The 23,048-nt window shown below is 68.6% G+C and carries 27 protein-coding genes; 10 read left to right on the forward strand and 17 right to left on the reverse strand.

Going from position 1 to position 23,048, the window contains the following annotated elements; all coding sequences use genetic code 11:
- Positions 1-894, reverse strand: a complete 894-nt coding sequence (locus FB475_RS14680; protein ID WP_141856342.1) for a LysR family transcriptional regulator ArgP — start codon at positions 892-894, stop codon at positions 1-3.
- A 72-nt stretch (positions 895-966) separates the two neighbouring features.
- Here FB475_RS14680 and FB475_RS14685 point away from each other — a divergent pair, with 72 nt between their 5' ends.
- From FB475_RS14685 to FB475_RS14695, 3 genes are all read left to right on the forward strand, one after another.
- On the forward strand, positions 967-1,563 hold the full coding sequence (locus FB475_RS14685) for a LysE/ArgO family amino acid transporter (RefSeq protein ID WP_141856347.1): 597 nt from the start codon (positions 967-969) through the stop codon (positions 1,561-1,563).
- A gap of 189 nt (positions 1,564-1,752) precedes the next feature.
- Entirely contained in the window at positions 1,753-2,643 is an 891-nt protein-coding gene (locus tag FB475_RS14690) for an Abi family protein (RefSeq protein ID WP_141856351.1), read from the forward strand.
- Positions 2,644-2,792: 149 nt separating this feature from the next.
- Complete coding sequence (locus FB475_RS14695; protein ID WP_272952066.1) at positions 2,793-3,476, forward strand: MBL fold metallo-hydrolase; 684 nt, start codon at positions 2,793-2,795, stop codon at positions 3,474-3,476.
- Here FB475_RS14695 and FB475_RS14700 read toward each other — a convergent pair.
- On the reverse strand, positions 3,473-4,405 hold the full coding sequence (locus FB475_RS14700; RefSeq protein WP_238332149.1) for an SDR family oxidoreductase: 933 nt from the start codon (positions 4,403-4,405) through the stop codon (positions 3,473-3,475). The genes FB475_RS14695 and FB475_RS14700 overlap by 4 nt on opposite strands.
- Before the next feature lie 34 nt (positions 4,406-4,439).
- Here FB475_RS14700 and FB475_RS14705 point away from each other — a divergent pair, with 34 nt between their 5' ends.
- On the forward strand, positions 4,440-5,117 hold the full coding sequence (locus tag FB475_RS14705) for a TetR/AcrR family transcriptional regulator (RefSeq protein WP_141856355.1): 678 nt from the start codon (positions 4,440-4,442) through the stop codon (positions 5,115-5,117).
- Here FB475_RS14705 and FB475_RS14710 read toward each other — a convergent pair.
- Both FB475_RS14710 and FB475_RS14715 read right to left on the reverse strand, forming a co-directional pair.
- Positions 5,054-5,959, reverse strand: a complete 906-nt coding sequence (locus FB475_RS14710; RefSeq protein ID WP_141856357.1) for a DMT family transporter — start codon at positions 5,957-5,959, stop codon at positions 5,054-5,056. The genes FB475_RS14705 and FB475_RS14710 overlap by 64 nt on opposite strands.
- Positions 5,960-5,994: 35 nt before the next feature.
- The gene (locus FB475_RS14715) at positions 5,995-7,197 is read right to left on the reverse strand and encodes an MFS transporter (protein WP_141856359.1); all 1,203 of its coding nucleotides are present in this window, start codon (positions 7,195-7,197) and stop codon (positions 5,995-5,997) included.
- 100 nt (positions 7,198-7,297) lie between these two features.
- Here FB475_RS14715 and FB475_RS14720 point away from each other — a divergent pair, with 100 nt between their 5' ends.
- Entirely contained in the window at positions 7,298-8,164 is an 867-nt protein-coding gene (locus FB475_RS14720) for a hypothetical protein (RefSeq protein WP_238332150.1), read from the forward strand.
- Here FB475_RS14720 and FB475_RS14725 read toward each other — a convergent pair.
- The 3 genes from FB475_RS14725 to FB475_RS14735 all read right to left on the reverse strand — a co-directional run bounded on the left by FB475_RS14725 (position 8,151) and on the right by FB475_RS14735 (position 10,164).
- Positions 8,151-8,552 carry a GNAT family N-acetyltransferase gene (locus tag FB475_RS14725; RefSeq protein ID WP_141856361.1) on the reverse strand — a complete coding sequence of 134 codons (402 nt, stop codon included), beginning with the start codon at positions 8,550-8,552 and terminating at the stop codon, positions 8,151-8,153. The genes FB475_RS14720 and FB475_RS14725 overlap by 14 nt on opposite strands.
- A gap of 9 nt (positions 8,553-8,561) precedes the next feature.
- On the reverse strand, positions 8,562-8,915 hold the full coding sequence (locus tag FB475_RS14730) for a helix-turn-helix domain-containing protein (protein ID WP_141856363.1): 354 nt from the start codon (positions 8,913-8,915) through the stop codon (positions 8,562-8,564).
- A 103-nt stretch (positions 8,916-9,018) separates the two neighbouring features.
- Positions 9,019-10,164 (reverse strand): trans-sulfuration enzyme family protein, encoded by a 1,146-nt coding sequence (locus tag FB475_RS14735; RefSeq protein ID WP_141856365.1) that lies wholly within the window; start codon positions 10,162-10,164, stop codon positions 9,019-9,021.
- A 130-nt stretch (positions 10,165-10,294) separates the two neighbouring features.
- Between FB475_RS14735 and FB475_RS14740 the strand changes: the two genes are divergently transcribed.
- Positions 10,295-10,786 carry an Lrp/AsnC family transcriptional regulator gene (locus FB475_RS14740; RefSeq protein WP_141856367.1) on the forward strand — a complete coding sequence of 164 codons (492 nt, stop codon included), beginning with the start codon at positions 10,295-10,297 and terminating at the stop codon, positions 10,784-10,786.
- On the opposite strand, the gene FB475_RS14745 is transcribed toward FB475_RS14740, so the two are convergent.
- From FB475_RS14745 to FB475_RS14755, 3 genes are read right to left on the reverse strand one after another with little or no spacing between them, the layout of a single operon-like run.
- The gene (locus tag FB475_RS14745; RefSeq protein WP_238332151.1) at positions 10,783-11,802 is read right to left on the reverse strand and encodes an LLM class flavin-dependent oxidoreductase; all 1,020 of its coding nucleotides are present in this window, start codon (positions 11,800-11,802) and stop codon (positions 10,783-10,785) included. The genes FB475_RS14740 and FB475_RS14745 overlap by 4 nt on opposite strands.
- Before the next feature lie 30 nt (positions 11,803-11,832).
- Complete coding sequence (locus FB475_RS14750; RefSeq protein WP_141856369.1) at positions 11,833-12,357, reverse strand: NADPH-dependent FMN reductase; 525 nt, start codon at positions 12,355-12,357, stop codon at positions 11,833-11,835.
- Between the two features lie 35 nt (positions 12,358-12,392).
- Complete coding sequence (locus tag FB475_RS14755; protein ID WP_141856371.1) at positions 12,393-13,502, reverse strand: M4 family metallopeptidase; 1,110 nt, start codon at positions 13,500-13,502, stop codon at positions 12,393-12,395.
- 115 nt (positions 13,503-13,617) lie between these two features.
- Between FB475_RS14755 and FB475_RS14760 the strand changes: the two genes are divergently transcribed.
- On the forward strand, positions 13,618-16,017 hold the full coding sequence (locus FB475_RS14760; protein WP_238332152.1) for a HelD family protein: 2,400 nt from the start codon (positions 13,618-13,620) through the stop codon (positions 16,015-16,017).
- Here FB475_RS14760 and FB475_RS14765 read toward each other — a convergent pair.
- From FB475_RS14765 to FB475_RS14775, 3 genes are all read right to left on the reverse strand, one after another.
- Positions 16,014-16,586, reverse strand: coding sequence for a hypothetical protein (locus tag FB475_RS14765; RefSeq protein WP_141856373.1), 573 nt, complete (start codon positions 16,584-16,586; stop codon positions 16,014-16,016). The two genes, FB475_RS14760 and FB475_RS14765, sit on opposite strands and share 4 nt — an antisense overlap.
- A gap of 3 nt (positions 16,587-16,589) precedes the next feature.
- Positions 16,590-18,245 carry a PHP domain-containing protein gene (locus FB475_RS14770; RefSeq protein WP_238332153.1) on the reverse strand — a complete coding sequence of 552 codons (1,656 nt, stop codon included), beginning with the start codon at positions 18,243-18,245 and terminating at the stop codon, positions 16,590-16,592.
- A 180-nt stretch (positions 18,246-18,425) separates the two neighbouring features.
- A complete protein-coding gene (locus tag FB475_RS14775) occupies positions 18,426-18,875 on the reverse strand; it encodes a YdeI/OmpD-associated family protein (protein WP_141856377.1) in 450 nt (149 codons plus the stop codon).
- Between the two features lie 89 nt (positions 18,876-18,964).
- Between FB475_RS14775 and FB475_RS14780 the strand changes: the two genes are divergently transcribed.
- Entirely contained in the window at positions 18,965-19,321 is a 357-nt protein-coding gene (locus tag FB475_RS14780; RefSeq protein WP_238332154.1) for a VOC family protein, read from the forward strand.
- Between the two features lie 225 nt (positions 19,322-19,546).
- On the opposite strand, the gene FB475_RS14785 is transcribed toward FB475_RS14780, so the two are convergent.
- Entirely contained in the window at positions 19,547-19,777 is a 231-nt protein-coding gene (locus tag FB475_RS14785; RefSeq protein WP_141856379.1) for a hypothetical protein, read from the reverse strand.
- A gap of 205 nt (positions 19,778-19,982) precedes the next feature.
- Positions 19,983-20,747 carry an SDR family NAD(P)-dependent oxidoreductase gene (locus tag FB475_RS14790; protein ID WP_141856381.1) on the reverse strand — a complete coding sequence of 255 codons (765 nt, stop codon included), beginning with the start codon at positions 20,745-20,747 and terminating at the stop codon, positions 19,983-19,985.
- A 94-nt stretch (positions 20,748-20,841) separates the two neighbouring features.
- Here FB475_RS14790 and FB475_RS14795 point away from each other — a divergent pair, with 94 nt between their 5' ends.
- Both FB475_RS14795 and FB475_RS14800 read left to right on the forward strand, forming a co-directional pair.
- Positions 20,842-21,480: a MarR family transcriptional regulator gene (locus FB475_RS14795; protein WP_238332155.1), complete on the forward strand. Its 639-nt coding sequence runs from the start codon at positions 20,842-20,844 to the stop codon at positions 21,478-21,480.
- A gap of 63 nt (positions 21,481-21,543) precedes the next feature.
- Positions 21,544-21,924, forward strand: a complete 381-nt coding sequence (locus FB475_RS14800) for a VOC family protein (RefSeq protein WP_141856383.1) — start codon at positions 21,544-21,546, stop codon at positions 21,922-21,924.
- On the opposite strand, the gene FB475_RS14805 is transcribed toward FB475_RS14800, so the two are convergent.
- Together FB475_RS14805 and FB475_RS14810 are read right to left on the reverse strand one after the other, a co-directional pair.
- Entirely contained in the window at positions 21,900-22,388 is a 489-nt protein-coding gene (locus FB475_RS14805; protein ID WP_202878331.1) for a DUF3152 domain-containing protein, read from the reverse strand. The two genes, FB475_RS14800 and FB475_RS14805, sit on opposite strands and share 25 nt — an antisense overlap.
- 133 nt (positions 22,389-22,521) lie before the next feature.
- Positions 22,522-23,007, reverse strand: coding sequence for a GNAT family N-acetyltransferase (locus FB475_RS14810; protein ID WP_141856387.1), 486 nt, complete (start codon positions 23,005-23,007; stop codon positions 22,522-22,524).
- Positions 23,008-23,048 lie beyond the last annotated feature (41 nt).

Consider the following 23,048-nt stretch of genomic DNA (forward strand, 5'->3'; position numbering starts at 1 on the left):
TCAGCGCTTTGGTCTGCGAAGGCCGGCCGTGGCGGCTCGCAGTACGGCGGCTGTGAGCGCGTCGAGGATGCCGGACTCGAGCTTCCAGTGCTGCCAGTACAACGGCACGTCGACGTACTTGCCTGGGGCAACCTCCACCAGGCGGCCGGCGGCCAGCTCGGGGCCGGCCACCTGATCCTCGATCATCCCCCAGCCGAGGCCGATCCGGACCGCCTCGTGGAACGGCGCGGACGCCGGGATCGCGTGCGACGGCGGATCCAGCTTGCGCCGCGTGACCTTGCTGACCAGGCGGTGCTGCAGCACGTCCTTCTCGTTGAAGATCACCATCGGCGCCTCGGCAAGGGCCTCCGGCAACGGTTTCCCGGTCAGCCAGCGATCGGCGTACTCCGGGGTGGCGAGTGGGAGGTACCGCATCTTTCCGAGCGGTACGACGCGACAGCCCTGCACCGGGCGCGGATCGGCCGTGACCGCGGCCAGCACCGTGCCGTTGCGCAGGTACTCCGCGGAGTGCTCCTCGTCCTCCTGGTGGACCAGGAACCGCGCGTCGTGCGTCCGGGACAGGTCGAGCATCGCGGGCAGGAACCAGTTGTTCAGCGAGTCGGCGTTCACCGCGAGGGGGATCCGCTGCGCGTCGACCGTACCGCGGACGGCGGCGATCGCCTCGACCTCGAGCAACGCGACCTGACGCGCGAGCCGGAGCAACGCCTCCCCCGCCGCGGTCGCCCGAGCGGGCTTGCCGCGCATCACCACGACCTGACCCAGACGGCTCTCCAACGCCTTGATTCGTTGGCTCACCGCGGACGGTGTGACGCTCAGACGGCGCGCGGCCGCGTCGAAGCTGCCCTCGTCAAGGACTGCCACGAAGGTCTCGAGCTGCACGGAGTCGAATTGCATGGTGAAGTCATTCTAATGGTGCGTGAAAATCTTTAGCTGGCTTGATGGCCTGGGTGTCCTTACTGTCGAGACATGCCCTACCTCGCCGGTTTCGCCACGGCACTGTCCCTGATCGTCGCGATCGGCGCCCAGAACGCATTCGTCCTCCGCCAAGGCCTCCGCCGCGAACACGTACTCCCGGTGGTACTGACCTGCGCTCTCTCGGACGCCCTGCTCATCTCCAGCGGCATCCTCGGCCTGGGCGCCCTCCTCACCCGCAGCCAACTCGCCCTGGACATCGCGAAGTGGGGCGGCGCCGCGTTCCTCTACACGTACGCCTTCCTCGCCGCGAGACGCGCCTTCAACCCCAGCGCCATAACCCCCACCAGCAATGCCCCCGCCGCCTTGCGCACTGTCGTCCTGGCCTGCCTGGGCTTCACGTACCTGAACCCGCACGTCTACCTCGACACCGTCGTCCTCCTAGGCTCCCTGGCCAACCAACGAGGCACCATGGGCCGCTGGCTCTACGGCCTAGGCGCAGTAACCGCCAGCTTCACCTGGTTCTTCTCCCTAGGCTTCTTTTCCCGCAAACTAACCCCCACCTTCGCCCGCCCCCGCTCCTGGCAATACCTGGACACAGCCATAGCCCTCCTAATGACAACCCTCGCCACCTGGATGCTCCTCCCCTGATATCCACAGGCACACAATCCACCTGCCCCCACCCCCCAAATCCGGATACACTGTCAGTAGCAAGGCCAGCCCCTCTGCCCACTCGGGCACGGGCTGGTCGTCTTTTTTCCCGGGGATTTCCCAGTGCCTTCCTATGCCAAGCCACACCTGTCCTTCGAGGCCCAAGTCGAACTGCTCGAGAGCAGAGGCATGGTCATCGACGATCCCGCCGCAGCCGCCGAACTGCTGAGCGTGATCGGCTACTACCGATTGAGCGGCTATTGGTACCCGTACCGCCGGCAACTCGGCTCCCGACAACGCGCCGACCAGTTCGTCGACGGGACGAAGTTCTCCACGGTTGTCCGGCTGTACGACGCCGACCGGCGCCTCAAGCTGCATGTCCTGGACGCGATCGAGCGCGTCGAAATCGCGCTTCGCGTGATGATCGGCTTCACCTTGGGCAAGCGTGGGGCGTATGCGCACCTCTCCCCGGCGAACCTCGACGGCCAGTTCACGCGATCCATCCGAGGCCGACCCAGCCACTACGACGACTGGCTGGGCCGGGTCCTCGCGGGTCAGGCTCGCTCGTCCGAGGACTTCGTCGTTCATTTCCAGACGAAGTACGACGGCCGGCTGCCGGTGTGGGTGGTGACCGAGATCCTGGACTTCGGATCCACCGCACACTTGTACCGGGGGCTCAAGTCCGCCGACCGGGCGGCGATCGCCGTCGATCTCGGCATCCTTGACGAGCGTGGCGCAGGGAACGGTCACGCCCTCGGCAACTGGCTCCGGGTGCTCAACTACGTTCGCAACATCTGCGCTCATCATTCACGGTTGTGGAATCGGCACCTCGTCTACCAGATTGCGCCACGCCCACTTGCCGCCGTGCCGGAGTTACGTCAGCTGAGCGGCCTGCAGATGACGCACAATCGCATCTACTCGACGCTGTGCGTGCTGGCGTATCTCTTGCAGACGGTCGGCCGAAGTGACTGGGTTGCAGAGCTTCGTCAATTGGTAGATCAGGAGATTCCTGCCTGTGGGCGGAGCTTGTCTGAGATGGGGTTTCCGGTGGGGTGGGAGGGGTGTTGGCCGTGGACGTGACTGTGTTGTGTGATGCGGTGGCTGTGTTTCCTGAGGGGGTGGGGGAGGCGTTGGTGGGGTGGGATGTGGGGGATGAGGAGTGGGCTGGGCGGGTGGTGCCGGGGAATGTGGTGGGGGAGGGGTGGTTGCTGCATTTTCATAGTTTCTTGGTGGTTGAGGGGTCGCGGGTGGTGTTGGTGGATGCGGGGGTTGGGCCTGCGGGTGGGGAGGCGGCTGAGTGGCTGGGGGTTGCGGGGCGGTTGCCTGGGTTGTTGGGGCGGGTGGGGGTGGAGGTCGCGGAGGTGGATGCGGTCGTGTTGACGCATGTGCATCTGGATCACGTGGGGTGGGCGTCCGATGGGGTGCGGCCCTTGTTTCCGCGGGCGGAGTACGTGGTGCAGCGGGATGAGCTCGAGTACGTGCGTGGCGGGACGACGTACACGCAACGCATCCGGCCGATCGAGGAGGCCGGTCAGCTGCGGGTGGTGACGGGCGAAACGGTGCTTGGCGGGATGCGGCTGGTGCCGACGCCGGGTCACACGCCAGGGCATCAGTCGGTGGTCACGGACCGGGCGATCCTCGCCGGGGACGTGTTCGTGCACCCCGCGCAGGTCCGTCGGCCCGAGCTGACGTACGTCTACGAACGCGACCCCGCCACCGCAGTCACCTCCCGCCGTGACCTGCTGACGCTGGCCTCCACCCTCGGCATTCCACTAGCCGCCGCCCACCCCCACCCAGCCCTGTCCTCCACAGCCGAGCCAGTCACCTCATCAGGCCCCGGCAACACCCCCTGCCCACCCCACAACCTCCAGCCCAACAACACCCACAGACCCGCCCAGGCGCAGTGCGCTTAGCGGTAGCCGGTGGTGTTGGCTGGTTTGCCTGGTTGTTGTACTTCGGTGAGGTAGCGCCAGGCGTCGGGGCGGGAGCCGTCCAGGTCGGTGAAGTTGTAGAGCTGGGCCAGTTCGCCGCTGGAGGTGGATTTGCCGTTCCAGCGGCGGACGTCGGGGTCGGCTGCCAGGGCTGCTACGGCTCGGCCGACGTAGGACGGGCTTTCGGAGATCGCGAAGTGCGGGATGCGTTCGGTGGCGTCCTGCCAGTTGTCCTCGCGGACGCCGAAGGCCTCCAGCATCGCCTCCGAGCGGAGCCAGCCGGGCGTGAGGAGTACGGCGGTTGCGTCGTACTTGTCCAGCTCGTGCGCCAGCGCGAACGCGACCCGGCTGACCGCGCCCTTCGCGACGTCGTAGAAGAACGAGACGCGGTAGTTCTCCGCGTTGAACTCGTTCGTACCGTCGGTCATCTCGATCACCAGGCCGCCGGGCGACTTGATCAGCAGCGGGAGCGCGTAGTGCGCTGTGATCACGTGCGTGTTCACCCCGAGCTGCAGTAGTCGCAGGCCCGCATCGAGGTCGCTCTCCCAGACGGTCTTGTCCCACTCGGGTTCGCCGTGTTGACCCCAGATGTCGTTCACCAGGATGTGCAGCGCGCCCTGCTCGCGCTCGATCCGCTCGACCAGCGCCCGGACCTGCGCGGGATCCAGATGATCCACCGGTACGGCGATCCCGCGCCCGCCGGCCTTGTCGACCAGCTCCGCCGTTTCCTCGATCGTCTCCGGGCGATCCATCTCGGATCGTCGCGCCCGCGTGCTCCGCCCGGTCACGTACACGGTCGCGCCGGCCGCGCCGAGCTCCACCGCGATTCCCCGGCCCGCCGCCCGAGTCGCCCCGGCGACCAGCGCCACCTTCCCCGCCAACGGCTGCATCCCGTCCTCCTCCGAACTCAATCCATACACTGTACGATTATGTACCATACGGCGTATGGTTAACGTCGGCAACCGTTCCGGACGACCGCGGGCGGGGGAGGAGCGGCTCAGCCGGGAGGCGATCCTGCTCGCCGCGCTGCGGATTGTCGACGCCGAGGGCATCGACGCGCTGACCATGCGCCGGCTCGCGGCGACGTTGAAGGTGAACCCGATGTCGCTGTACCACCACCTGCCGAACAAGGCCGCCGTCCTGGCCGGCCTCGCCGAGCTGGTCTTCGCCGAACTCGAGCTACCCGACCCCGGCGACAGCGTGCCCTGGGACGAGCAACTGAAGGACGCCGCCCGCGCCTACCGGAACGGCCTCCGCGCCCACCCGAACCTCGCACTCCAGGTGCTGTCCGACCCGGCGGCGGTGTCGAACGTCGTCGTGGTCACGATGGAGCCGTTCTACCGTGCCCTCGATCGTGCCGGCCTGGCCCCACGCCAGATCTTCGAGGCCGCGAACACGCTGATCGACTTCATCCACGGTTTCAGCCTCGGCGAGACGTCCGTCCGCGGTGAGACCTTCGAGCTCGCGCCCGATCTCCTGGCCCAGGTCCGCGCCCTCCCAGAGGACAAGGCGCCGACCCTGACCCGGATCGTCAACGAACTGGGACCGGACGGTCTCGCCTACGACTTCGACAGCGGCTTCGAGTCGGGCCTGTCCACCCTGGTGGCCGGCTTCGCGCGATAACGCGAGATCGCGACGCCGACCAGGCACAACGCACCACCGCCGAACGCGAGCGGCGCCGGACTCTCGCCGAGCAACAGCCACCCGAGCGCGATCGCCAGCGGCGGAACCAGGTACGTCGTTGCGCCCATCCGCCCCGCGGTGGTCCGAGCCAACGCGTAAGCCCAAGTAGTAAAGGCGATCGCGGTCGGAAACGCGCCAAGAAAAACGATCCACCAAACGTTCGACGGCCGCACCTCGCGAACCAGGGCAGGCCCGAACGGCAAACAAGCAACCGCACCGATCACGCAGGACAGCCAGGTGACCTCCAACGCGGGAAGCCGCCCGAGCAGCGGCTTCTGTGACACGACACCGATCGCGTATGCCACCGCCGCGACCAAGCACAGCACCACGCCCCACACCTCGGTCCCACCACCGGACGACGACAGCCCGATCACGACGACGCCGCCGAACGCGACCAAACTCCCGATCACCAACCGTTGCGGGAATCCCTCATGCAGGAAGAGCCCAGCCAGCAAGGCGATCAGCAGCGGCCCGATGTTCACGAGCATCGCCGTCGTGCCCGCATCGAGATGCCGCTCGGCCTCGTTCAGCGCCAGGTTGTAGACGCCGAACCACAACAGACCGCACACGAGCAACAATTTCCAGTCCGCCCGAGCAGGCCAGCGCCGCCGGCGGGCGAACACGAAGAACCCGAGCACCACGCTGCCGACGAGCAACCGCCCGAGCGACAGCGCGCCGGCGGACATCCCCTGTCCGACGTGCCGGATCGCAACGAACGCCGACGCCCACAACACCACGGTCACCGCCGCCGCGCCCGCTGCAAGCGCACCCTGTTTCCTCATATTCGTACAACGTTTTCGCCACCCATGATGTGACACTAGGGCTCGGACGCTTCGGCAGCCGCCGAACTACGTGGCGCGGGCAACGAGGCAGGTACGACGAACGCGGTCAGCAGCACCGGGATCGTCAGGCCCGCGACCAGGATCGACATCGTGAACCACACCGACCCGACCGCGAACCCGGCGTACACCGCGATCGCCGACACCTCCGCGAACAGTCCCGAAACCGATGTCACGGTCGCCCGCGCCGGTCCGGTGATCGCGTCCTGCAGGCGCGCCTCGGACACCACGATCACGAGCTGCAGTACGCCGTACCCGATCGCGATCGGCAGGAAGCCCCACGGCGATCCGCTCAGCGCACCGACAGCGATCAGCACGGCCGTGACCGCCAGACCGCCGGCAAACGTTGCCGCACGCAACCTGTACAGAGGTCCGGCCAGTGCGCCGCCGATCGCCTGTGCCGCAACGGTTCCCGCGATCAGCAACGGGATCGCTCCGGTCGCGGCACCGGTCTCGCGGGCGAGCAGCGGGAAGTACTCGTCGAACCCGAGGAATCCACCCAGCAGCGCGACCAACAGCACCGCCCGCCGTACGACGCGACTGGTCAACACCTCGGACACACCGGTCCGCAACATGTGCACGTAGTTCGCGAGGGCGGCCTTGGCGCCGGGCTCGTCCGCCTCCCGCGCGCTCTCCACCGGCCGGGACTCAGGCAACGTCCACGCCACGAATGCCTCGACAAGGCAGCTCAGTACGCTCACCATTCCGGCGAGCATGTAGCCGCCGAGGTCGAACAGGGGTGCCGCGACAACGGTTGCCGCGAGGTTCGTCACCAAGGCGGCGGAGCGGGCGCGACCCAGCAGGGTCGGGTAGTGCTCGGCGCGGCCCCGGGCGGCGAGTTCGTCGTACACAAAGGCTTCGTACGTACCCGAGATCAACGCGGACGAGGCGCCCCAGAGGACGAAGCCCAACGCGAAGCCGGCGAACGAGGGCAGCGTGATCCAGGCGGCGTACCCGAGTCCGCTGATCAAGGCACCGAGGATCAGCAGCTTGCGTCGCGAGTACGCATCAGCCCACGCGCCGGACGGGACCTCGAGGACGAATCCGGTCGCGGACCAGATCACGAACAGCAGCGAGATCTGCGCAGCCGACAGCCCGTGGTCGGAGAAGAACAGCTGGTACAGCGGATACAGCGGGATGAAGTCGTGCAGCGCGCTGACGGCGATGATCCGGGCCGACAGCGCTCGGTCACTGGGTCAATGGTGTGGAGGAAGTCTCATGTCCTCGACCATACCGGTAAATGGCGCGCGGCTCCCGGGGAATTTCCGTCAGAGTAGAGCGATGGGAGAGGTCAGCGAACGGTTCTGGGCCAAGCTGCCGGACGGCAGCCGGGATGCCCTGGTGAACGGATTGAGCCAGTCCGAGTTGCAGTCCGTCCTGCTCGACGTGACCCGGGAGCGCGCGGCCAAGGTCAAGCCGGCGCGTCTGCTCGAGCGCTGGAAGCAGGACCGGTTCGTGCGGCCGTCGACCGTCGACCCACGCGAGCTGGTGAAGACCCAGCAGCGGTTGTGGGAGCTGCTGCCGGAGAAGTTCGCGGGCGTGCAGCTCTCACCACTCGCGCCGCTCGGGACGTGCTCCGCGGTCGCGCCGATCAATCAGCACCAGATCGTCAGCACGATCCGCGGTACCGAGGTGGCCAGCGACCCCACCAACGAGCTGGCGATCGAGGCCGCGGTACGACGGCGCGCCGGCCAGGACCGCGTCCACCTGGCGGCCTGCCAGCGGGTGGTCCGCGCGCAACCGTTCGACACGCCGGGGTTCTCCGCACACTTCGAGCTCTTCGTCCTGGTGTCGAGCGCGCGCGACACCGGATCGTGCCGGACCGAGGCGGAGTTGCTGATCGACCACCTCGGCTTCTGGCACGCCGTGCTGGGCGACAAGGCCGGGTTGACGTTCACCGCGTTCAAGGAGTCCGCGCTGCGGGACCGGATCGAGGACACGGTCCGTCCTGCGCTCGGCGTACCGTTCACCGAGGACACCGAGCGGACGAAGAGCGCGACGTACTACGCCGGTACCGGGCTCGGCATCGGCAACGGGATCGGCGACGGCGGGTTCACCACCTGGACCGCGGACCTGCTCGGCGACGCGAAGGAACGGTGCCTGACGTCCTGCATCGCGACCGAGTTCCTGACCGCTAGCGAAGCTTGAGCAGCCCGGCGTCGGTCGGCCGGAAACCGCAGGCGTCGAGGTAGAACGCGCTGAGGTGCGGCTCGAAGTCCACGTGCAACCACTCGCATCCGGCGGCGCGGGCCTCCGACGCCGCGGTCAGCACCAACTGCTTGCCGATGCCCTGCCGGCCGTGATCGGGATGGACGGCGGTGTCCAGCACGAACGCATGCGCACCGCCGTCCCAGCTCACCTGCACGAACCCGACCAGTTGATCGTTGCTGAACGCACCGACCCAGGTCAGCGCCCAGCGCTCCAGCCGCTCGGCCCAGGCGTGTACTTCCGGCTCGCTCTCGAAAGCGGCCGCGTGCAGGAAGGACAACTCGCGATCGTCGACCGGGAACCGGACGACGTACTTCAGCTCTGTCACCCGGTCAGGTTAGGCGACCAATGCGTAAGCCGTGGGGGAATTCGAGTACGCCCGGGGACCGGACGGGATGCGCTGGGTGCGCTGCTCGACCCGGATCGCTGCGGTCTGCAGGTGGACGGGCAGGTTGGACCGGACCGCGGTGGTCAGGTCGAACTGGACCTCGGCCAGCAGGTCGGTGAGCTGGAGGTCGAGGGCGCGGCAGATCGCGGCGAGGATCTCCGAGGAGGGCTCCTTGCGGCCGCGCTCGATCTCGGACAGGTACGGCACCGACACCTGGGCGAGCTCGGCGAGCTCCCGCAGGGTGATGCCCCGCTCACGCCGTAGTCGGCGGAACACGTTTCCGATCACCTGGCGTAGCAACACGACGGGCCCTCCTCGCCTCCGGATCTCCTGTATCGAGTGTGCCATCCGTCGCAGGCCGCCCGGACCGGATCTGCCCTGAGCAGACTTTCTGCTGTCAGAAGAATCAGCCGTCGAGCGCGTTCCGGAGGTCGGTGATCAGGTCCTCCGGGTCCTCCAGACCGAGGCTCAGCCGGAGCAGGCCGTCCGAAGGCTTCGCCTCTGATGCGACCAGCCGGTGGGTGAGCGCGGCCGGGTGCTGGATCAGGGTGTCGACCCCGCCCAGCGAGACCGCGTGCGTGATGAGCCGCAGCCTGCGGGCCACCTTGGACGCGGCCTCGAATCCTCCGGTCAAGGTGAACGCGAGCACGGCGCCCGGACCGGCTTGCTGACGCCCGATCAGGCCTTGCGGGTCGTTCAGTCCGGGGTAGTGGACGCGCTCGACACCGGGCTGCGCGGACAGCCAATCCGCGACCTTGATCGCGGTCGCCTGCTGCGCCCGTACTCGCAGCGGCAGCGTCTGCAGTCCCCTGTGCAGTTCGTACGCCGCCAGCGGGTGCAGCAGGCCACCGGTCACAGCGCGGATCTGCCGGAGCCGGCCGACCCACCCCACGCCGGCCGCAACGACGCCGCCCATGACGTCACCGTGGCCGCCGAGGTACTTGGTTGCCGAGTGCAACACCAGGCTCGCCCCGTGCCGAGCCGGCTGCTGCAGGACCGGCGTGGCGAACGTGTTGTCCACCAGGACGGGTACGTCGCCGGCCGCGGTCACGACGTACCGCAGGTCGACCAGGTCGACCGTCGGGTTGGCCGGGGTCTCGACGATCACCAGGCCGGTGTCCGGGCGGATCGCTCCCGCGACCTCGGTGGGTTTGGCGTACGTCACGGTTGTCCCCAGGAGGCCTGTGGACAACAGGTGGTCGGTACCGCCGTACAGGGGCCGTACGGCGACCACGTGCGTACGGCCTGCCGCGACGATGGCGAGCAGGCACGCGGTGAGCGCAGCCATGCCCGAGCCGAAGGCGACCGCGCCGTCGGTCTGCTCGAGTTCGGCCAGCGCGTCCTCGAAGCGGGCCACGTTCGGGTTCCACAGGCGCTGGTAGACGAGGCTCCCGCCGTCCGGGCCGCGGCCCTGGGTGAGTTCGTCGTACGACGCTCCGCCGGCGTCGATGTCGGGCAGCGGGTAGGTGGTGGACAGGTCGATCGGCGGGACGTGGACGCCGAGCGCGGCCAGGTCGTCGCGTCCGGCGTGCACAGCACGGGTGTCGAGCATCGCGGCCTCCTGTGGATAACTGAGGAGACTGTGAATCTTCTGCGCGATAGCTGCAAGAGTTCCGAAGATAATTCGTCCACAGGCTCGTCCACACGCTGTGGATTCTGTGGATGGCCTTACAGTAGATGGCATGCCGAAGGATCGTCGGAGCCCGGGACCGGCGCCGCGGCCGGTTCCGGAAGGGCTCGACGAGGTGGACCGGAAGCTGGTCGACCTGCTCACGGCCGACGGCCGGATGCCGAACAACGCGCTCGCGGAGGCGGCTGGGATCGCGCCGTCGACCTGCCTCACCCGGGTCCGCGCCTTACGCGAACGAGGGGTGATCCGCGGCTTCCACGCCGACGTGGATCTGGCCGCGCTGGGCCGGCCGTTGCAGGCGCTGATCGCGATCCGGATCGGCGCGCACTCGCGCGACGAGATCGACCGGTTCCGGACGAAGGTCCCCAGGCTGCCCGGGGTGTTGTCGCTGTTCCATGTCAGCGGCGCGAACGACTACCTGCTGCATGTCGCCGCGACGACGCCGGACGCGCTGCGAGAGTTCGTCCTCGACCACCTGACCGCGGATCCCGCGGTCACGCACGCCGAGACGAGCCTGATCTTCGAGCACGTCCGCGGCGGTTAGCGGGGCTTGAGACCCCAGGCCTCCGCGAGCAGCTGGAAGGAGTGCCGGCGTTCGGCGGGGTTGTGGATGTTCGTGGTGATGATCAGCTCGTCGGCACCGGCCTGGGTGGCGCGGCGGAGCAGGTCGGCGGCGACCTGGTCGGGCGTGCCGACGGACACCAGGCCGGCCCATTCCTCGACGGCGGCCTCTTCCGCCTCCGACCACGGGTACGCGGCGGCCTCCTCGGGCGACGGGAGCGGGCCCGGGCGGCCGGAGCGGAGGCGGAGCATGGACAGCGCGTTCGCGCGGGCGAGCTGCTGCGCGCGTTCCTCGGTCTCCGCGACGATCGCGGCGAGGGCGAGCATCGCGCGCGGTTCGCCGTCGTGCTCGAGGCGGCGGTAGTTCTCCTTGTACGCCGAGATCACGCCGGCCGGGTCGAGCGTGCCGAAGTGGCCCGCGTACGCGAACCCGGTGCCGAGCGCGGCGGCCGCCTGACCGCCGTACGTGCTGGAACCGAGGATCCACACCGGCGGCAGCGGTACGTCGCTCGGCTGCGCGGTGATCGGCTCGAACGGATGCCCGGCCGGGAAACCTTCGGCGTACGCGCGGAGCTCGGCGTACTGCTCGGTGAAGTCGTCCGCGCCGAGCGCCTCCCGGCTGCGGCGCAGCGCGAGCGCGGTGCGCTGGTCCGTACCGGGTGCACGGCCGATGCCGAGGTCGATGCGGTCCGGGTAGAGCCCGCCGAGGACGCGGAAGGTCTCGGCGACCTTCAGCGGCGAGTGGTTCGGCAGCATGATCCCGCCGGAGCCGACGCGGATCGTCGACGTGGCCGCGGCGACCGCCGCGATCATCACCTCGGGCGTCGAACTCGCCACGCTCGGGATGTTGTGATGCTCCGCCAGCCAGAACCGGTGATAGCCGGCCGCCTCGGCGGTGCGGGCCAACTCGAGCGTCTCGTGCAACGCCTCCGACGGCCGCGTACCCGTCGGCACCGGCGAAAGATCGAGCACGGACAGGGGCATCGGTTCGGCGCTCACGAACAACTGCCAACCGCCGGCCGCGACAACCTATTCCGGGTACGGCGTGTCGGCGCGGGCGTCCCGCAACGAACGAGCCCACCACGCGAGCTGCCGCAGCAGAGCCGCCGCTGCGACCGAGGTGGTCGGGTCGACGGGTTCGCCGTCCTCGAAGTCCTCCTCGCGGAAGCCGAGGGTGTCGCGGATCGTCACCGCGTGCAGCTCACCGAAGACCAGTCGCAGCTGTTCCGCGGCGCGCAGTCCGCCGGAGCGCCCGCCGTACACGACGAAGCCGACGGGCTTCGCGTACCAGGGCCGGCGGACCGCGTCGATCGCGGTCTTCACATCGCCCGGGTACGCGTGGTTGTACTCGGCCGTGACGATCATCACGGCGTCCGCGTCCTGGATCCGCGCCGGCAGCTCCACCGGCGGGGTCACGCTCAGGTCGATCAGATCCAGCTTGAACTCGTCCGCCCGCTCAACCTCGCGCGTGAACCACCGCGTGACCGCCGTCCCGAACCGCCCGTCGTCCAGGTTGCGCGTCAGCACGACGAGCCGGAGCGGATGAACAGTCACACCAACGGACGCTAATACCTCAACAACACTAGAGGTCAAACCGTCTCATCGGGCGGCTCGGCGGGCGCGGCCGGTGGAGTGGTGGTGTGGAGGTCTGTCTGAGCAGCGGTCATGAGGCTGGATGCGTCGGTGAGGACGCCGACGGTTTGCCAGGAGCTGGTAACTGCGTCGAGTTGGCTGGAACCGTCGCCGAAGAGAGTGCGGGCGGTGGTCTGCGTGGCCTCGGCGAAGTCCTTGAACGAGGCCGACGTCGCGAGATTGCCAGACGTCAGCGTTTCGTACCAGATCTTGCCGGCGTCGTCGTACGCGTTGCCGCCGATCGCCGCCGCGACCAGGTAGAACGCGCGGTTCGGGATGCCGGAGTTGATGTGTACGCCGCCGTTGTCGTCCTGCGTGTCGACGTACCCCGACATGTCGGCGGGCTGTGGATCCTTGCCGAGGCGCGGATCGTCGTACGCCGTGCCGGGCGCCTTCATGGACCGCAGCGCGACGCCCTGGACGCCGGGGAGGAACAACCCGGCGCCGATCAACCAGTCGGCGTCCGCGGCGCTCTGCTTGAGCGCGTACTGCTTGGCGAGCGAGCCGAAGACGTCCGAGATGCTCTCGTTGAGCGCACCGGACTGGCCTTGGTAGTCGAGGTTCGCGGTGTACTGCGTGACGCCGTGGGTGAGCTCGTGCCCGGTGACGTCGATCGACGACGTGAAGTTGCCGAAGATCTCGCCGTCCCCGTCGCCGAACACCATCTGCGACCCGTCCCAGAACGCGTTCGCGTAGCCGCGGTCGTAGTGCACGGTCGACACCAGCACGAGCCCGTTGCCGTCGATCGAGTCGCGCCCGTAGCACTCCTTGTACAGCGTCCAGGTTGCGCCGGTGCCGTCGTACGCCTGGTTGACCGGCTCGTCCTGGACCGGGTCGTCGCCCTCGGAACGGACCAGCGTGCCGGGCAGGTCGGTGCCGTGCTCCGCGTCGTACACCTTGCGCTGTCGTCCACTCGCCGCCGCCTCGGGTTTCGCGCCGGCCGCGGGCCGGGTTCGCAGTACGGCGTCGTGCTGCAACGACTGCCGGATCCGGGCACGAACGCTGGGGTCACCCACGGATCGCTCGAGCTGCTCGAGCAGGTACGGCGGGACGATGGCGTGGAACACCACTACAGGAAAACCCGGGCACGGGATAAACTCAAGGATTTGTGGCCGCGTCGGAGCGAATTCCGCAATTGCAGCCTAAAACCAACGCGCGCATTTTAACACGAGGGATGGGGAATTGCCGAAGAGGTCGCGTGAAGAGGTGGAGCCGTCGCGAGCGCCGCATCCGCGGGATGCTGGGCAAGGCGGAGGAGGGAGACGGGACGGAGTCCCGGCGACCGACGACAACGCCGCCCAGCGCCCGCGGGGCGGCGCGCAGCAGGCTCCACCTCTTCACGGGACCTCTGCTCCTGTTGACGCCGAGCAGGACAACCTGACGACGTTCTACGCTGCGCTCGATGCGGAGCGGGCGCGGACCGACGCACGGGCCGATGACGAGCAGCTGGTGCAGACCCGGAACGCGCAGGCGCTGCACCAGCGCGACGGGCGGATCCGCGACCTCAAACTGCGGCAGGCCCGGCTGAACGCGGCCGAGGAAGGGCTGTACTTCGGCCGCCTGGACACCGCGGACGGCGAGATCCTGCACCTCGGCCGGATCGGCCTGCACGACGACGAATACGAACCGCTCCTCGTCGACTGGCGCGCTCCGGCCGCGCGGCCGTTCTACATCGCGACCGCGGTGGCCAATCTCGGCATCGTCCGGCGCCGGCACGTCCAGACCCGGTTGCGCCGGGTGATCGACGTCCAGGACGAGCAGCTCGACCTCGGGCGGGAGGCCGCGGACGCGTCGAAACCCGGCACCGGCGTGATCGGCGAGGCGGTGCTGATGAAGGCGCTGGACGCCCGCCGGACCGGCCGGATGGAGTCGATCGTCCAGACCATCCAGGCCGACCAGGACCGGATCATCCGCTCCGAACTGCCCGGAATCCTGGTCGTCCAAGGCGGTCCGGGCACCGGAAAGACGGCCATCGCGCTGCACCGCGCCGCATTTCTCTTGTATACACATCGTGAGCAACTGGAAAAGCGCGGAATTCTCGTCGTCGGGCCGAATGCGGCGTTCCTGCGCTTCATCGGCCAGGTGCTCCCGTCGCTCGGCGAGGACGGCGTCCGCCTCGTCACGATCGCCGAGCTGTACCCGGGGATCAACGCCACCCGCCCGGAATCGCCGGAGAGCGCCGAGGTCAAGGGCCGGCCGGTGATGGCCGACGTGATCGCGCGCGCCGTCACCGACCGCCAGTGGATCCCGGACGCACCGGTGCACGTGACCGTCGAGCGCACAGAACTCACACTGGATCCCAACGTGTGCGAGGAGATCCACGCCAGGGTCGCCAACCGCAACCTCACCCACAACCAGGCGCGCCCGTTCGTGCTGAACGAGTACACCGACCACCTCACCAACCAGTACGCCGAACTGATCGGCACCGACCCGCTCGACGGCGAACAGTTGCTCGACGAGTACGACCTCGCCGAACTGCGCAACGAAGTACTCGCCGAACCCGCCGTCCAAGCGCTGCTCGAACAGCTCTGGCCGTTGCTCACGCCGCAGAAGCTGCTCGAGGATCTGTACGGCGACGAGGACCGGCTCGCGTCGGCGGCGCCGCAGCTGTCCGCGCTGGATCGCGAGCACCTGCTGCGGTACGGCGCCGACTGGAGCCCGGCCGACGTACCGTTGCTCGACGAAGCGGCGGAGCTGCTCGGTGACGACGGGACCGAGGCGGCGCGCGAGCGGGCCGCGCGAGCGCGCGCGATCGCTTACGCACAAGGGGCTCTGGACGTGCTGTCCGGATCAGGATCGACCGACTTCGACGAGGACGACGAGGCGGAAATCCTTACCGCCAAGGACATTCTGGACGCCGAGGCGTTCGCCGAGCGGTACGAGGCCGACGACGACCGGACGCTGGCGGATCGGGCCGCGGCGGACCGGCGGTGGACGTACGGGCATGTGATCGTCGACGAGGCGCAGGAGTTGTCGCCGATGGCGTGGCGGGCGATCGCCCGGCGCTGTCCGCTGCGGTCGATGACGGTGGTCGGTGACGTCGCGCAGACGAGTTCGGTCGGCGGCGGTACGTCGTGGTCGAGCGCGCTCGGGGAGACGTTCGGCGATCGCTGGCGGCTGGCCGAGCTGACGTTCAACTACCGGACGCCGGCCGAGGTGATGGAGTTGGCGAACGCCGTACTCCGCGCGGTCGACCCGTCCGCGAAGGCGCCGCAGTCGGTCCGTTCGACCGGCGTACGCCCGTGGCACATCGACGTACCGGCGGCCGAGCAAGCGTTGTACGTGTACAAGATGGCGGCCGAGGAGACGGCGTACGGCGAGGTCGGCGTGATCACGTCGCGGAGCCGGCTCGAGCTGATCCAGGAGGCGGTCGACGGCCTGACCGGCGTCACCGTCCTGACCGCCCGCGAGGCGAAGGGCCTCGAGTTCGACTCGGTCCTGGTCGTCGACCCCGACGGCATTGTGATCGAGTCACCCCGCGGCCTCCGCGACCTGTACGTCGCCCTCACCCGCTGCACCCAACGCCTCGGCGTCGTGGGCGAGCTCCCCGACGTACTGCGGGAGTCAGCCGCGTGGAGCTAGTGGTCCGCGCAGCACTTCTGTTGGTGCTGTAGCTCGAACGGGATCAAAAGGTCGCCGGCGGCCGGTTGGACCTGCAGGACCAGGCGGCCGTCGCGGCGGACCGGGCGGAGGAAATCGAGGGTGTCGATCAAGGTGTCGTCCTCGACCGGGACACCGCCGATGCCCTCCAGGTGATCGATGCCGCAGCGGGTGCGGAGCTCGGCCGCGGGCAGTACGCCGCGCGCCTGCTCGTGACCGGGCCAGCGGACCACGCGTCCGGACGTACCGAGCGCGGCCTCGACCGCGGCGACGTACGCGCCACGGACCAGGCGGCTCGGACCGGCCAGCTCCGGCTCGGACGCGCCCGGCCGGGTGACCGCCAGCCCTACGTCGCGCCCGGCAACCATTTCGCGGACCGGGTCGGCGAGGTCCGCCGTACTGGTCAGCGAGACCGCGACGTGCGGCCGGTCGTCGCCCGCCACCATGTGGGTGAGCGCGACGACCGGCTGGTCCAGCCCGGCGATCAACTCGTAGAGCAGATGGTCGGCCGCCGCGGTGTCCTTGCTGTCGGCATCGATCGCGATGATCATCTGCTACCTCGGAAGCACCCAGATCGGGTTGGTGTAGAACCACAGGTCGACCCACGGATCCGCGTCGCCGACCACGTCGAGCTTCGGGCCGGCCGGGTCGACCGCCGCGCCGTGGTAGCCAGGCTGGCTGCGATTCCCGTCGGTACCTCGGACCCGGACGTACTGCGCTTCGTCGGCGCGGCCGAGCGGGTACACCAGTTCGAACGTGCCGCGCTTGCCCGAGGTGTCCCACTGCTTGACAACCTTGGTGTTCGGCGCGGACAGCGTGTCCTTGTCGGCGACCGGACCGGTCACCGAGCCCTGGATGACGTCGACCCGGTTCAGCGCCGGGACGAAGTTCGCCCAGTTCGGCATCGTCTGCGTGGTGATCCGGACGACGAGCTCGATCGGACGGCCCTTCTTGACCAGCAGCGCGCCGCCGAGCGGTTCGCCGTAGCGCTTGCCGACCTCACGGACCTCGACCTCGACGCCCTTGACCAGTGCGCCGTGGTCGACCCAGACGCGGCCGTTGCGCAGACCCTCCATCACGGCGAGGTAGTCGCGGCGGTCGGCGCCGACGTGGGTACGGCTGTAGAAGCCCGGCCAGAAGTCGGTCGCGGTCGAGTTGACCGTGTTGCCGTAGACCGGGTCCATGTACCGGCCGTCGCGGTCGAACTGCTCCTGGCTCGAGCCGTCCGGACGGCGGGAGGTCTCGTTCCAGTTCACGTGCGAGTCGGAGTTCGCGGTGATCCACCACGGCTTGCCCTCGGCGAGCAGGCTGTCCCAGAGGCCGCCGACGGTCGCGGTCATCCAGTCGAAGCCGCCCCAGGTGCGGTAGCTCTCGGCCGGATAGCCGGTGAACGAGTTCGGGTTCGGGGCGTTGCCGTACAGGCCGCGGGCGCTGCCGGCGCCGATGCCCTTCGGTAGACCGCCGGCCTGGTGACCGGGCGCACCCTCGAAGCCGATCGCGATCCGCGGGTCGGCGTCGCGCCAGTTGCGGATCTCGTGCGGACTGTCGATACCGTTGCGGGCCGGGTGGTTGGCGAGGAACAACGCGTCGGCGACCCGGCGCTTGTCGACCTGCTGGCCGAGCCACTGGATGCCCGACACCGCGAGCGCCTCGTTGGCCGGCGAGTTCGAGCTCGCGCCCTTCACGCTGCCGTCGTAGTCGTTCTCGAACTGCTTGAGTACGTCGACCTCGCGGCTGCCCGGCGCGACGAAGATCGTGCCGTGTTCGGCGGCCGGGATGTTCCACTCGAGGCCCTGGAAGATCAGGGTGTCGCGCAACTCGGCGCGGGCCGCCTTGATCTGCGGGTTGACCAGGTCGACCCCGATCCGCGCGTGCGTGGCGCCCCCGTGGTCGGTGATGACGAGCCAGTCCAGTCCGTACGACGCCGCGTGCCGGGCCTGGTCGATGACGCGGTACATGCCGTCGGAGCTGAGCTGGGTGTGGATGTGGTGGTCGCCGGCCAGCCACACGTTCGGACGACTGCCGGGCTGGAACACGAACCCGTCCTTCGGCGCAGCCGCCGCCGCGAACTGCGCACCCGTCACCGCGAGCGCCGCCGTACCCCCAAGAATCCCGGCAGACCGCAACAACCCACGCCGACTCACCCCAGCCGGCGACAACTCACTGTCCGGCACAGACTCGTCGAGCGCCGCCAACGTCTCCTGATCCAACTCGGTATTCGGCCGGTGGTGATCGTGCTCATGTGAATGCGAATGACCATGACCGTGCGAGTGCGAGTGCGAGTGCCCCATCAACTGTCCTCTCCCAGGCGGAACCGCCGGGATCATCACCTCCCGCCATGACCAACAGATGTGCACCGGATGAACGCACCATGGGTCCCGCGGGTACTGCTAGCGGGGGCGGTGTTCGCGGAGCGTGGTGATGGATTTTTCGATGCGGCGGGTGCGGGTGGTGTCGGTTTTGGCGGAGGTGATTTGGAGGGCGTGCCATTGGCGGTTGCTGTAGCTGAGGGTGTCCCAGAATGCCTTCGCGTCCGGGTCGGCGGCCAGTGCCGCGGCGAGGGGCTCCGGAACTTCGAGCTCGCGTGGTGCGGTGTCGAGTACGACGTCCAGTTCGAGGACGTCCCCGGGCGCGATGCCGGCCTCGGTACGGCGCTCCGCGCTGACCCCGAGGAGGTACCGTCCGCCCATCCGCGCGATCGACGTACGGAAGGTGAAGCCGTTCACGGTGACCGCGACCTTCGGGTGGCCGCCGCCACCGAGTGACTCGACGACCGACTCGGGGATCTCGAAGCCGGCCGTGTTCTTGCCGGAGGAGAACAGTTCCGCGGTGAACTTCATCTGTCCATCATCCGAGCTCGGCAGGTCATGTCGAAACCCGGCCGACGGCTCCGACGTAGCGGGGTGAGAGTCGGAGCTGAGGAGAAATCGTGATTCTGAACAGCATGTTGCTCGGGAGTGCGGATGCCGAGCGGTTGAAGGCTTGGTACCGGGACGGGTTCCGGGCGGAGGTCGACGGATACGGGAACCTGGACCTCGGTGGGTTCGGGCTGGTGATCGAGCAGCGGGACGACGTCCCGGCGAAGAACGCGGAGCCGGGGCGGCACATCGTGAACTTCGCCGTCGACGACATCCACGAGGCGGCCGCGCAGCTGCGGACGCTGGACGTCGACTGGCTGGTGCACCCGGAGGACCGTGGCATCGGCTGGTTCGCGACGCTGATCGACCCGGACGGGAATTACGTCCAGTTGATCCAGATGAAACCGGAGTACTACGCGCAAAAGTGAAGAACGTTCGCACCGGACCTGGGGATCCGGTGCGAACGGGATTTGTCAATCAATCAGGCGCATTACACAGGGGAGGAAAGCGGGCGGCAAGCGAGGGGCAGAACGCCCACGCTCGCCTGCCGCCCGATACCGGTCCTTTGGTGATCGAGGTGAGGTGCTCGACCTGGCGACGTTCCGGGTGGGTTGTCTGGTGAGGTACGGAACGCGAAAGGTACCGGAGATTTCTCAGCGGGGCGCTACGTCCCACATGCGCTCGCCGGGCAGGGGGTCGGGGAGCTTGTCGATCATCGGCATCGGGTCGTTGGTGACCCGAAGACCGGCGAACCGGCGGCTCATGGCGTCTGCGTACCGCTCGGCCAACGCCGGCTCGGCGTTGTAGTCGGCGATCACGTGCTCACCGAACCAGACACGCACGCGTCGGCGCTGAACGGTCTGGGTGGCGGTGGCGGTTGTCACTGGTCCTCCTGGCTGTACTTCGAGGGGTGGAACGGCCTGGAAAACGCGGGCGAGCGCGGTGCCGGTGCGCCGTGTTGTGTTCACCGTCACGTCACTTCCAACGGAGGATGCCGAGCAGAGGTCACGCCCGGATCCGGAAATTCTGGGCAATCGGCAAAACTTTTCTCGACGGTTCAGAACCCCATTAATTCGCACACATTTTCGATTACCCGAACGGTCCTCGAACCGAGACGCCGCCGTCCAGCACGAGCTGCTGGCCGGTGATGTACGACGCGGCGTCGGACGCCAGGTAGACCACCGCCCGGGCGACCTCCTCGGACCGCCCGAACCGCCCGACCGGGATCTCCTCGACCACGTCGGCGCCGACCACTCCGTTGGCGACCGCGGTCGCGATCGCTCCGGCGGCGGCGACGTTCATCCGGATGCCGTCCCGCGCGTACTCCGCGGCGACCGTCCGCGCCAGGCTCAGGATGCCCGCCTTCATCACGCCGTACGCGGCCTGTTCGGGCGCCGCCATGAATCCCGTGACCGATCCGACGCTGACGATCGCCCCGCCGGTGCCCTGGTCCAGGAACACCCGGAGCGCGGCCCGGACGGCGCGGGCGACGTACCGCAGGTTGACCTCGTAGATCGTGTCCCAGTCCGCGTCGGCCATCTCGTGCAGCCTGACCGCCGGCACGAACGCGACCTGCCCGCCGACGACGGTGACCAGTACGTCGAGCCCTCCGAGCCGCCGTACCGCTTCGGCGACCATCGCCTCGATGTCTTCCGCCGAGCGGACGTCGCCGGACACCGGGTACGCCGTACCGCCGGCTGCTCGGACCGCGTCCGCGGCCTCCGCGGCACGCGCGGGATCGAGGTCCGCGACCACGACCGCGGCGCCTTCGTTGCCGAGGGCTTCGGTTGTCGCGCGGCCGATGCCGCCGCCCCCGCCGCCGATCACCAGGGCTCGTTTCGTACTCAGCTGCATAGCCGGAGGGTAGGCGAAGAACGTCATGAGATTCACAGGGATTCCTCAGGTAAGACACGCCGAAGCTGTCAGAACGGCTCCGTACGCTGGAACTGTGACGATCGAAGACGCTGGAATCAGGCCGCTCACCGAGGCAACCCTGGGATCCCCGGACGCCATCGACGAAACCGCTGAAACCGTCGTGGCGAACGCCCTGGTCGTGCCCGAGCGGGTGATCGGCGGCGTGGTCGCGTCACCGGTCCGGCCGGGTCCGGCTGGGATGGCGGCCGTCCAGACCGAGCACCTGATCAGCGACGTCGGCGACGCGCTGCGGCTGCTGGACGCGGTCGAACGGGTCCGCGGGCACGCGCACCCGTTGATCCTCGGCCTGCAGGAAGCGGTCGGGATCAAGATGCCGGCCGCGCTCGTGCTGAGTGCGATCGCGAACGGGCGGACCACCGCCCACCAGGTCGCCCAGCAGGTCGGCATCACCACAGGCGAGGCGGAGTTGGCGATTGCCGACCTGGAAGCCCTCGGCATGGTCCGCACCACGCCGACGCTGACCGTCTCGTCCCTCGGCCAGGCGCGGCTGTCGCAGCTCGACGGGCTGACCGTGCGCGTCCTCGACGTCATCACCGGCATCCTCGGCCCGACCGACGCCGCCCACCTGGTCCGCCTCCTGCACACAGTTGCCGACGGCCTCGAATCCGCCTCCGTCGCCGCCGCCGTGAACCCGGCTCTCTCGCACAACTAGTGTCGAAATCGCCCGGGTGGTGACGACGTAGCTGATGTCGAGTGACTACCAGGAGGGCATCAGATGCTTCAGGACAGCAAGGCATTCAGTGGGTTCTCGGTGGACGATATTCCGCGGGCCAAAGAGTTCTACACGAAGACGTTGGGTCTCGACGTCGGCGAAGAGCACGGGATGTTGCGGGTACGGACCGGCAGTGGGAACACCGTTCTCGTGTACCCGAAGGACAACCACGTCCCGGCGGAGTTCACCGTGCTCAACTTCCCGGTCGCGGACATCGAGGAGACGGCGCGTGAGTTGACCGCGCGCGGCGTCACGTTCGAGAGGTACAACGACGGGCACGACGAGCTCGGGATCTACCGCGGCCACGGCCCGTCGATCGCGTGGTTCAAGGACCCGGCGGGCAACGTCCTCTCGCTCATTCAGGACGCCGGGACCGGGTCCTGATACTGGCCGAGGCGGCCGGTGTAGCGGGTGCCGCTCAGGTAGGGCCACGGATACGCGGTGCAGCCGTGGAGACCTAGGGTCTGTTGCTGCATGACCGGTGCGGGTTGGCCGGGGCCGGGGCAGAGTTCGTGGCCGCGGCCGAGGCGGTGTCCGGTCTCGTGGTTCACCATGTACTGCCGGTACGTCGTCAGCGAGGCGCCGTACCCGGGGACGCCGTGCGCCCAGCGCGCGACGTTCAGCACCACGCGGTCGCCGATCCGGCAGCTCGTGTACCGGTCGGGCGCCGCACCGCAGAGCACGTCCCGGGTCTGTGGCGTCACCAGCATCAGCGTGAAGTCCGGGTTCGTGCCGGGCCCGACCTGCTGGAACCGCCACAACCCGTGCGACGCCCACCCTTCGGCCGCGCCGTACGTCTCCCGCACGAACCGGGCGAACCCCGACGGCCAGTCCGACCGTCCTGACAACTCTGCGCGGCATCCGGTGAGCTCCTCACGCCACGCCCCCAGCGGGCGCGCCCTCAGTGACTTCTTGCCACTGTGCTCAGAAACCCTTCTCCGCCCACCACCTCACCGCCCCCGAACCGGCATACCAGCCGGACTACGCCCTGGTGGCCCGGAACCGGAGGGACGGGAACCGGGACTCGACGAAGCCGAGGTTGCGGTAGAGGTCGATGCCGTCGTCGGTCGCGTGCAGTTCGATCTGGCCGACGGCCGTTTCTTCTTGGAACCACTCCACCACGGCGATCACGCACGCCCTGGCCAGACCGCGCCGACGGAAGTCCGGGTGGGTGCTGACGTTGTACAGGTGGCCGCGGACCGTGGTCAGGTCGTTCGGGCCCGGCGCGTGGGCGTACACGTTGCCGGCCGCACCCGCGACCACGCCCGCGCTCGGGTCGTCCACGACGTAGGCCGCGAACGTGTCCGAAGATGCGAGCTGGCCGGCGAACCAATCGAGCGCGATCGCCCGCCATGGTGCGTCCGGTCCGCCGACGTCGTTGCCCATCGCGGCGAGCATCAACCCGCGCAAGTGGACGAGCGACTCCGCATCGTCCGGTTTCGCTCGACGTACCTGAATGTCGATCACTTGGTCGATTCTGCCAACTTTTTGCCGGCTCACGGAATCGA

This window comes from Kribbella jejuensis, from assembly GCF_006715085.1.
In the GTDB taxonomy this organism is placed as follows: Bacteria; Actinomycetota; Actinomycetes; order Propionibacteriales; family Kribbellaceae; genus Kribbella; species Kribbella jejuensis.

What these genes read in the sequence shown, in the direction of transcription:
- FB475_RS14775 (WP_141856377.1), bottom strand. Translation starts at nt 18,875, where the DNA reads ATGAAGTTCACCGCGGAACTGTTCTCCTCCGGCAAGAACACGGCCGGC.
- FB475_RS14765 (WP_141856373.1), bottom strand. Translation starts at nt 16,586, where the DNA reads ATGATCATCGCGATCGATGCCGACAGCAAGGACACCGCGGCGGCCGAC.
- FB475_RS14705 (WP_141856355.1), top strand. Translation starts at nt 4,440, where the DNA reads ATGGTTAACGTCGGCAACCGTTCCGGACGACCGCGGGCGGGGGAGGAG.
- FB475_RS14790 (WP_141856381.1), bottom strand. Translation starts at nt 20,747, where the DNA reads ATGCAGCTGAGTACGAAACGAGCCCTGGTGATCGGCGGCGGGGGCGGC.
- FB475_RS14685 (WP_141856347.1), top strand. Translation starts at nt 967, where the DNA reads ATGCCCTACCTCGCCGGTTTCGCCACGGCACTGTCCCTGATCGTCGCG.
- FB475_RS14710 (WP_141856357.1), bottom strand. Translation starts at nt 5,959, where the DNA reads ATGAGGAAACAGGGTGCGCTTGCAGCGGGCGCGGCGGCGGTGACCGTG.
- FB475_RS14735 (WP_141856365.1), bottom strand. Translation starts at nt 10,164, where the DNA reads ATGCTCGACACCCGTGCTGTGCACGCCGGACGCGACGACCTGGCCGCG.
- FB475_RS14740 (WP_141856367.1), top strand. Translation starts at nt 10,295, where the DNA reads ATGCCGAAGGATCGTCGGAGCCCGGGACCGGCGCCGCGGCCGGTTCCG.
- FB475_RS14800 (WP_141856383.1), top strand. Translation starts at nt 21,544, where the DNA reads ATGCTTCAGGACAGCAAGGCATTCAGTGGGTTCTCGGTGGACGATATT.
- FB475_RS14720 (WP_238332150.1), top strand. Translation starts at nt 7,298, where the DNA reads ATGGGAGAGGTCAGCGAACGGTTCTGGGCCAAGCTGCCGGACGGCAGC.
- FB475_RS14680 (WP_141856342.1), bottom strand. Translation starts at nt 894, where the DNA reads ATGCAATTCGACTCCGTGCAGCTCGAGACCTTCGTGGCAGTCCTTGAC.
- FB475_RS14690 (WP_141856351.1), top strand. Translation starts at nt 1,753, where the DNA reads ATGGTCATCGACGATCCCGCCGCAGCCGCCGAACTGCTGAGCGTGATC.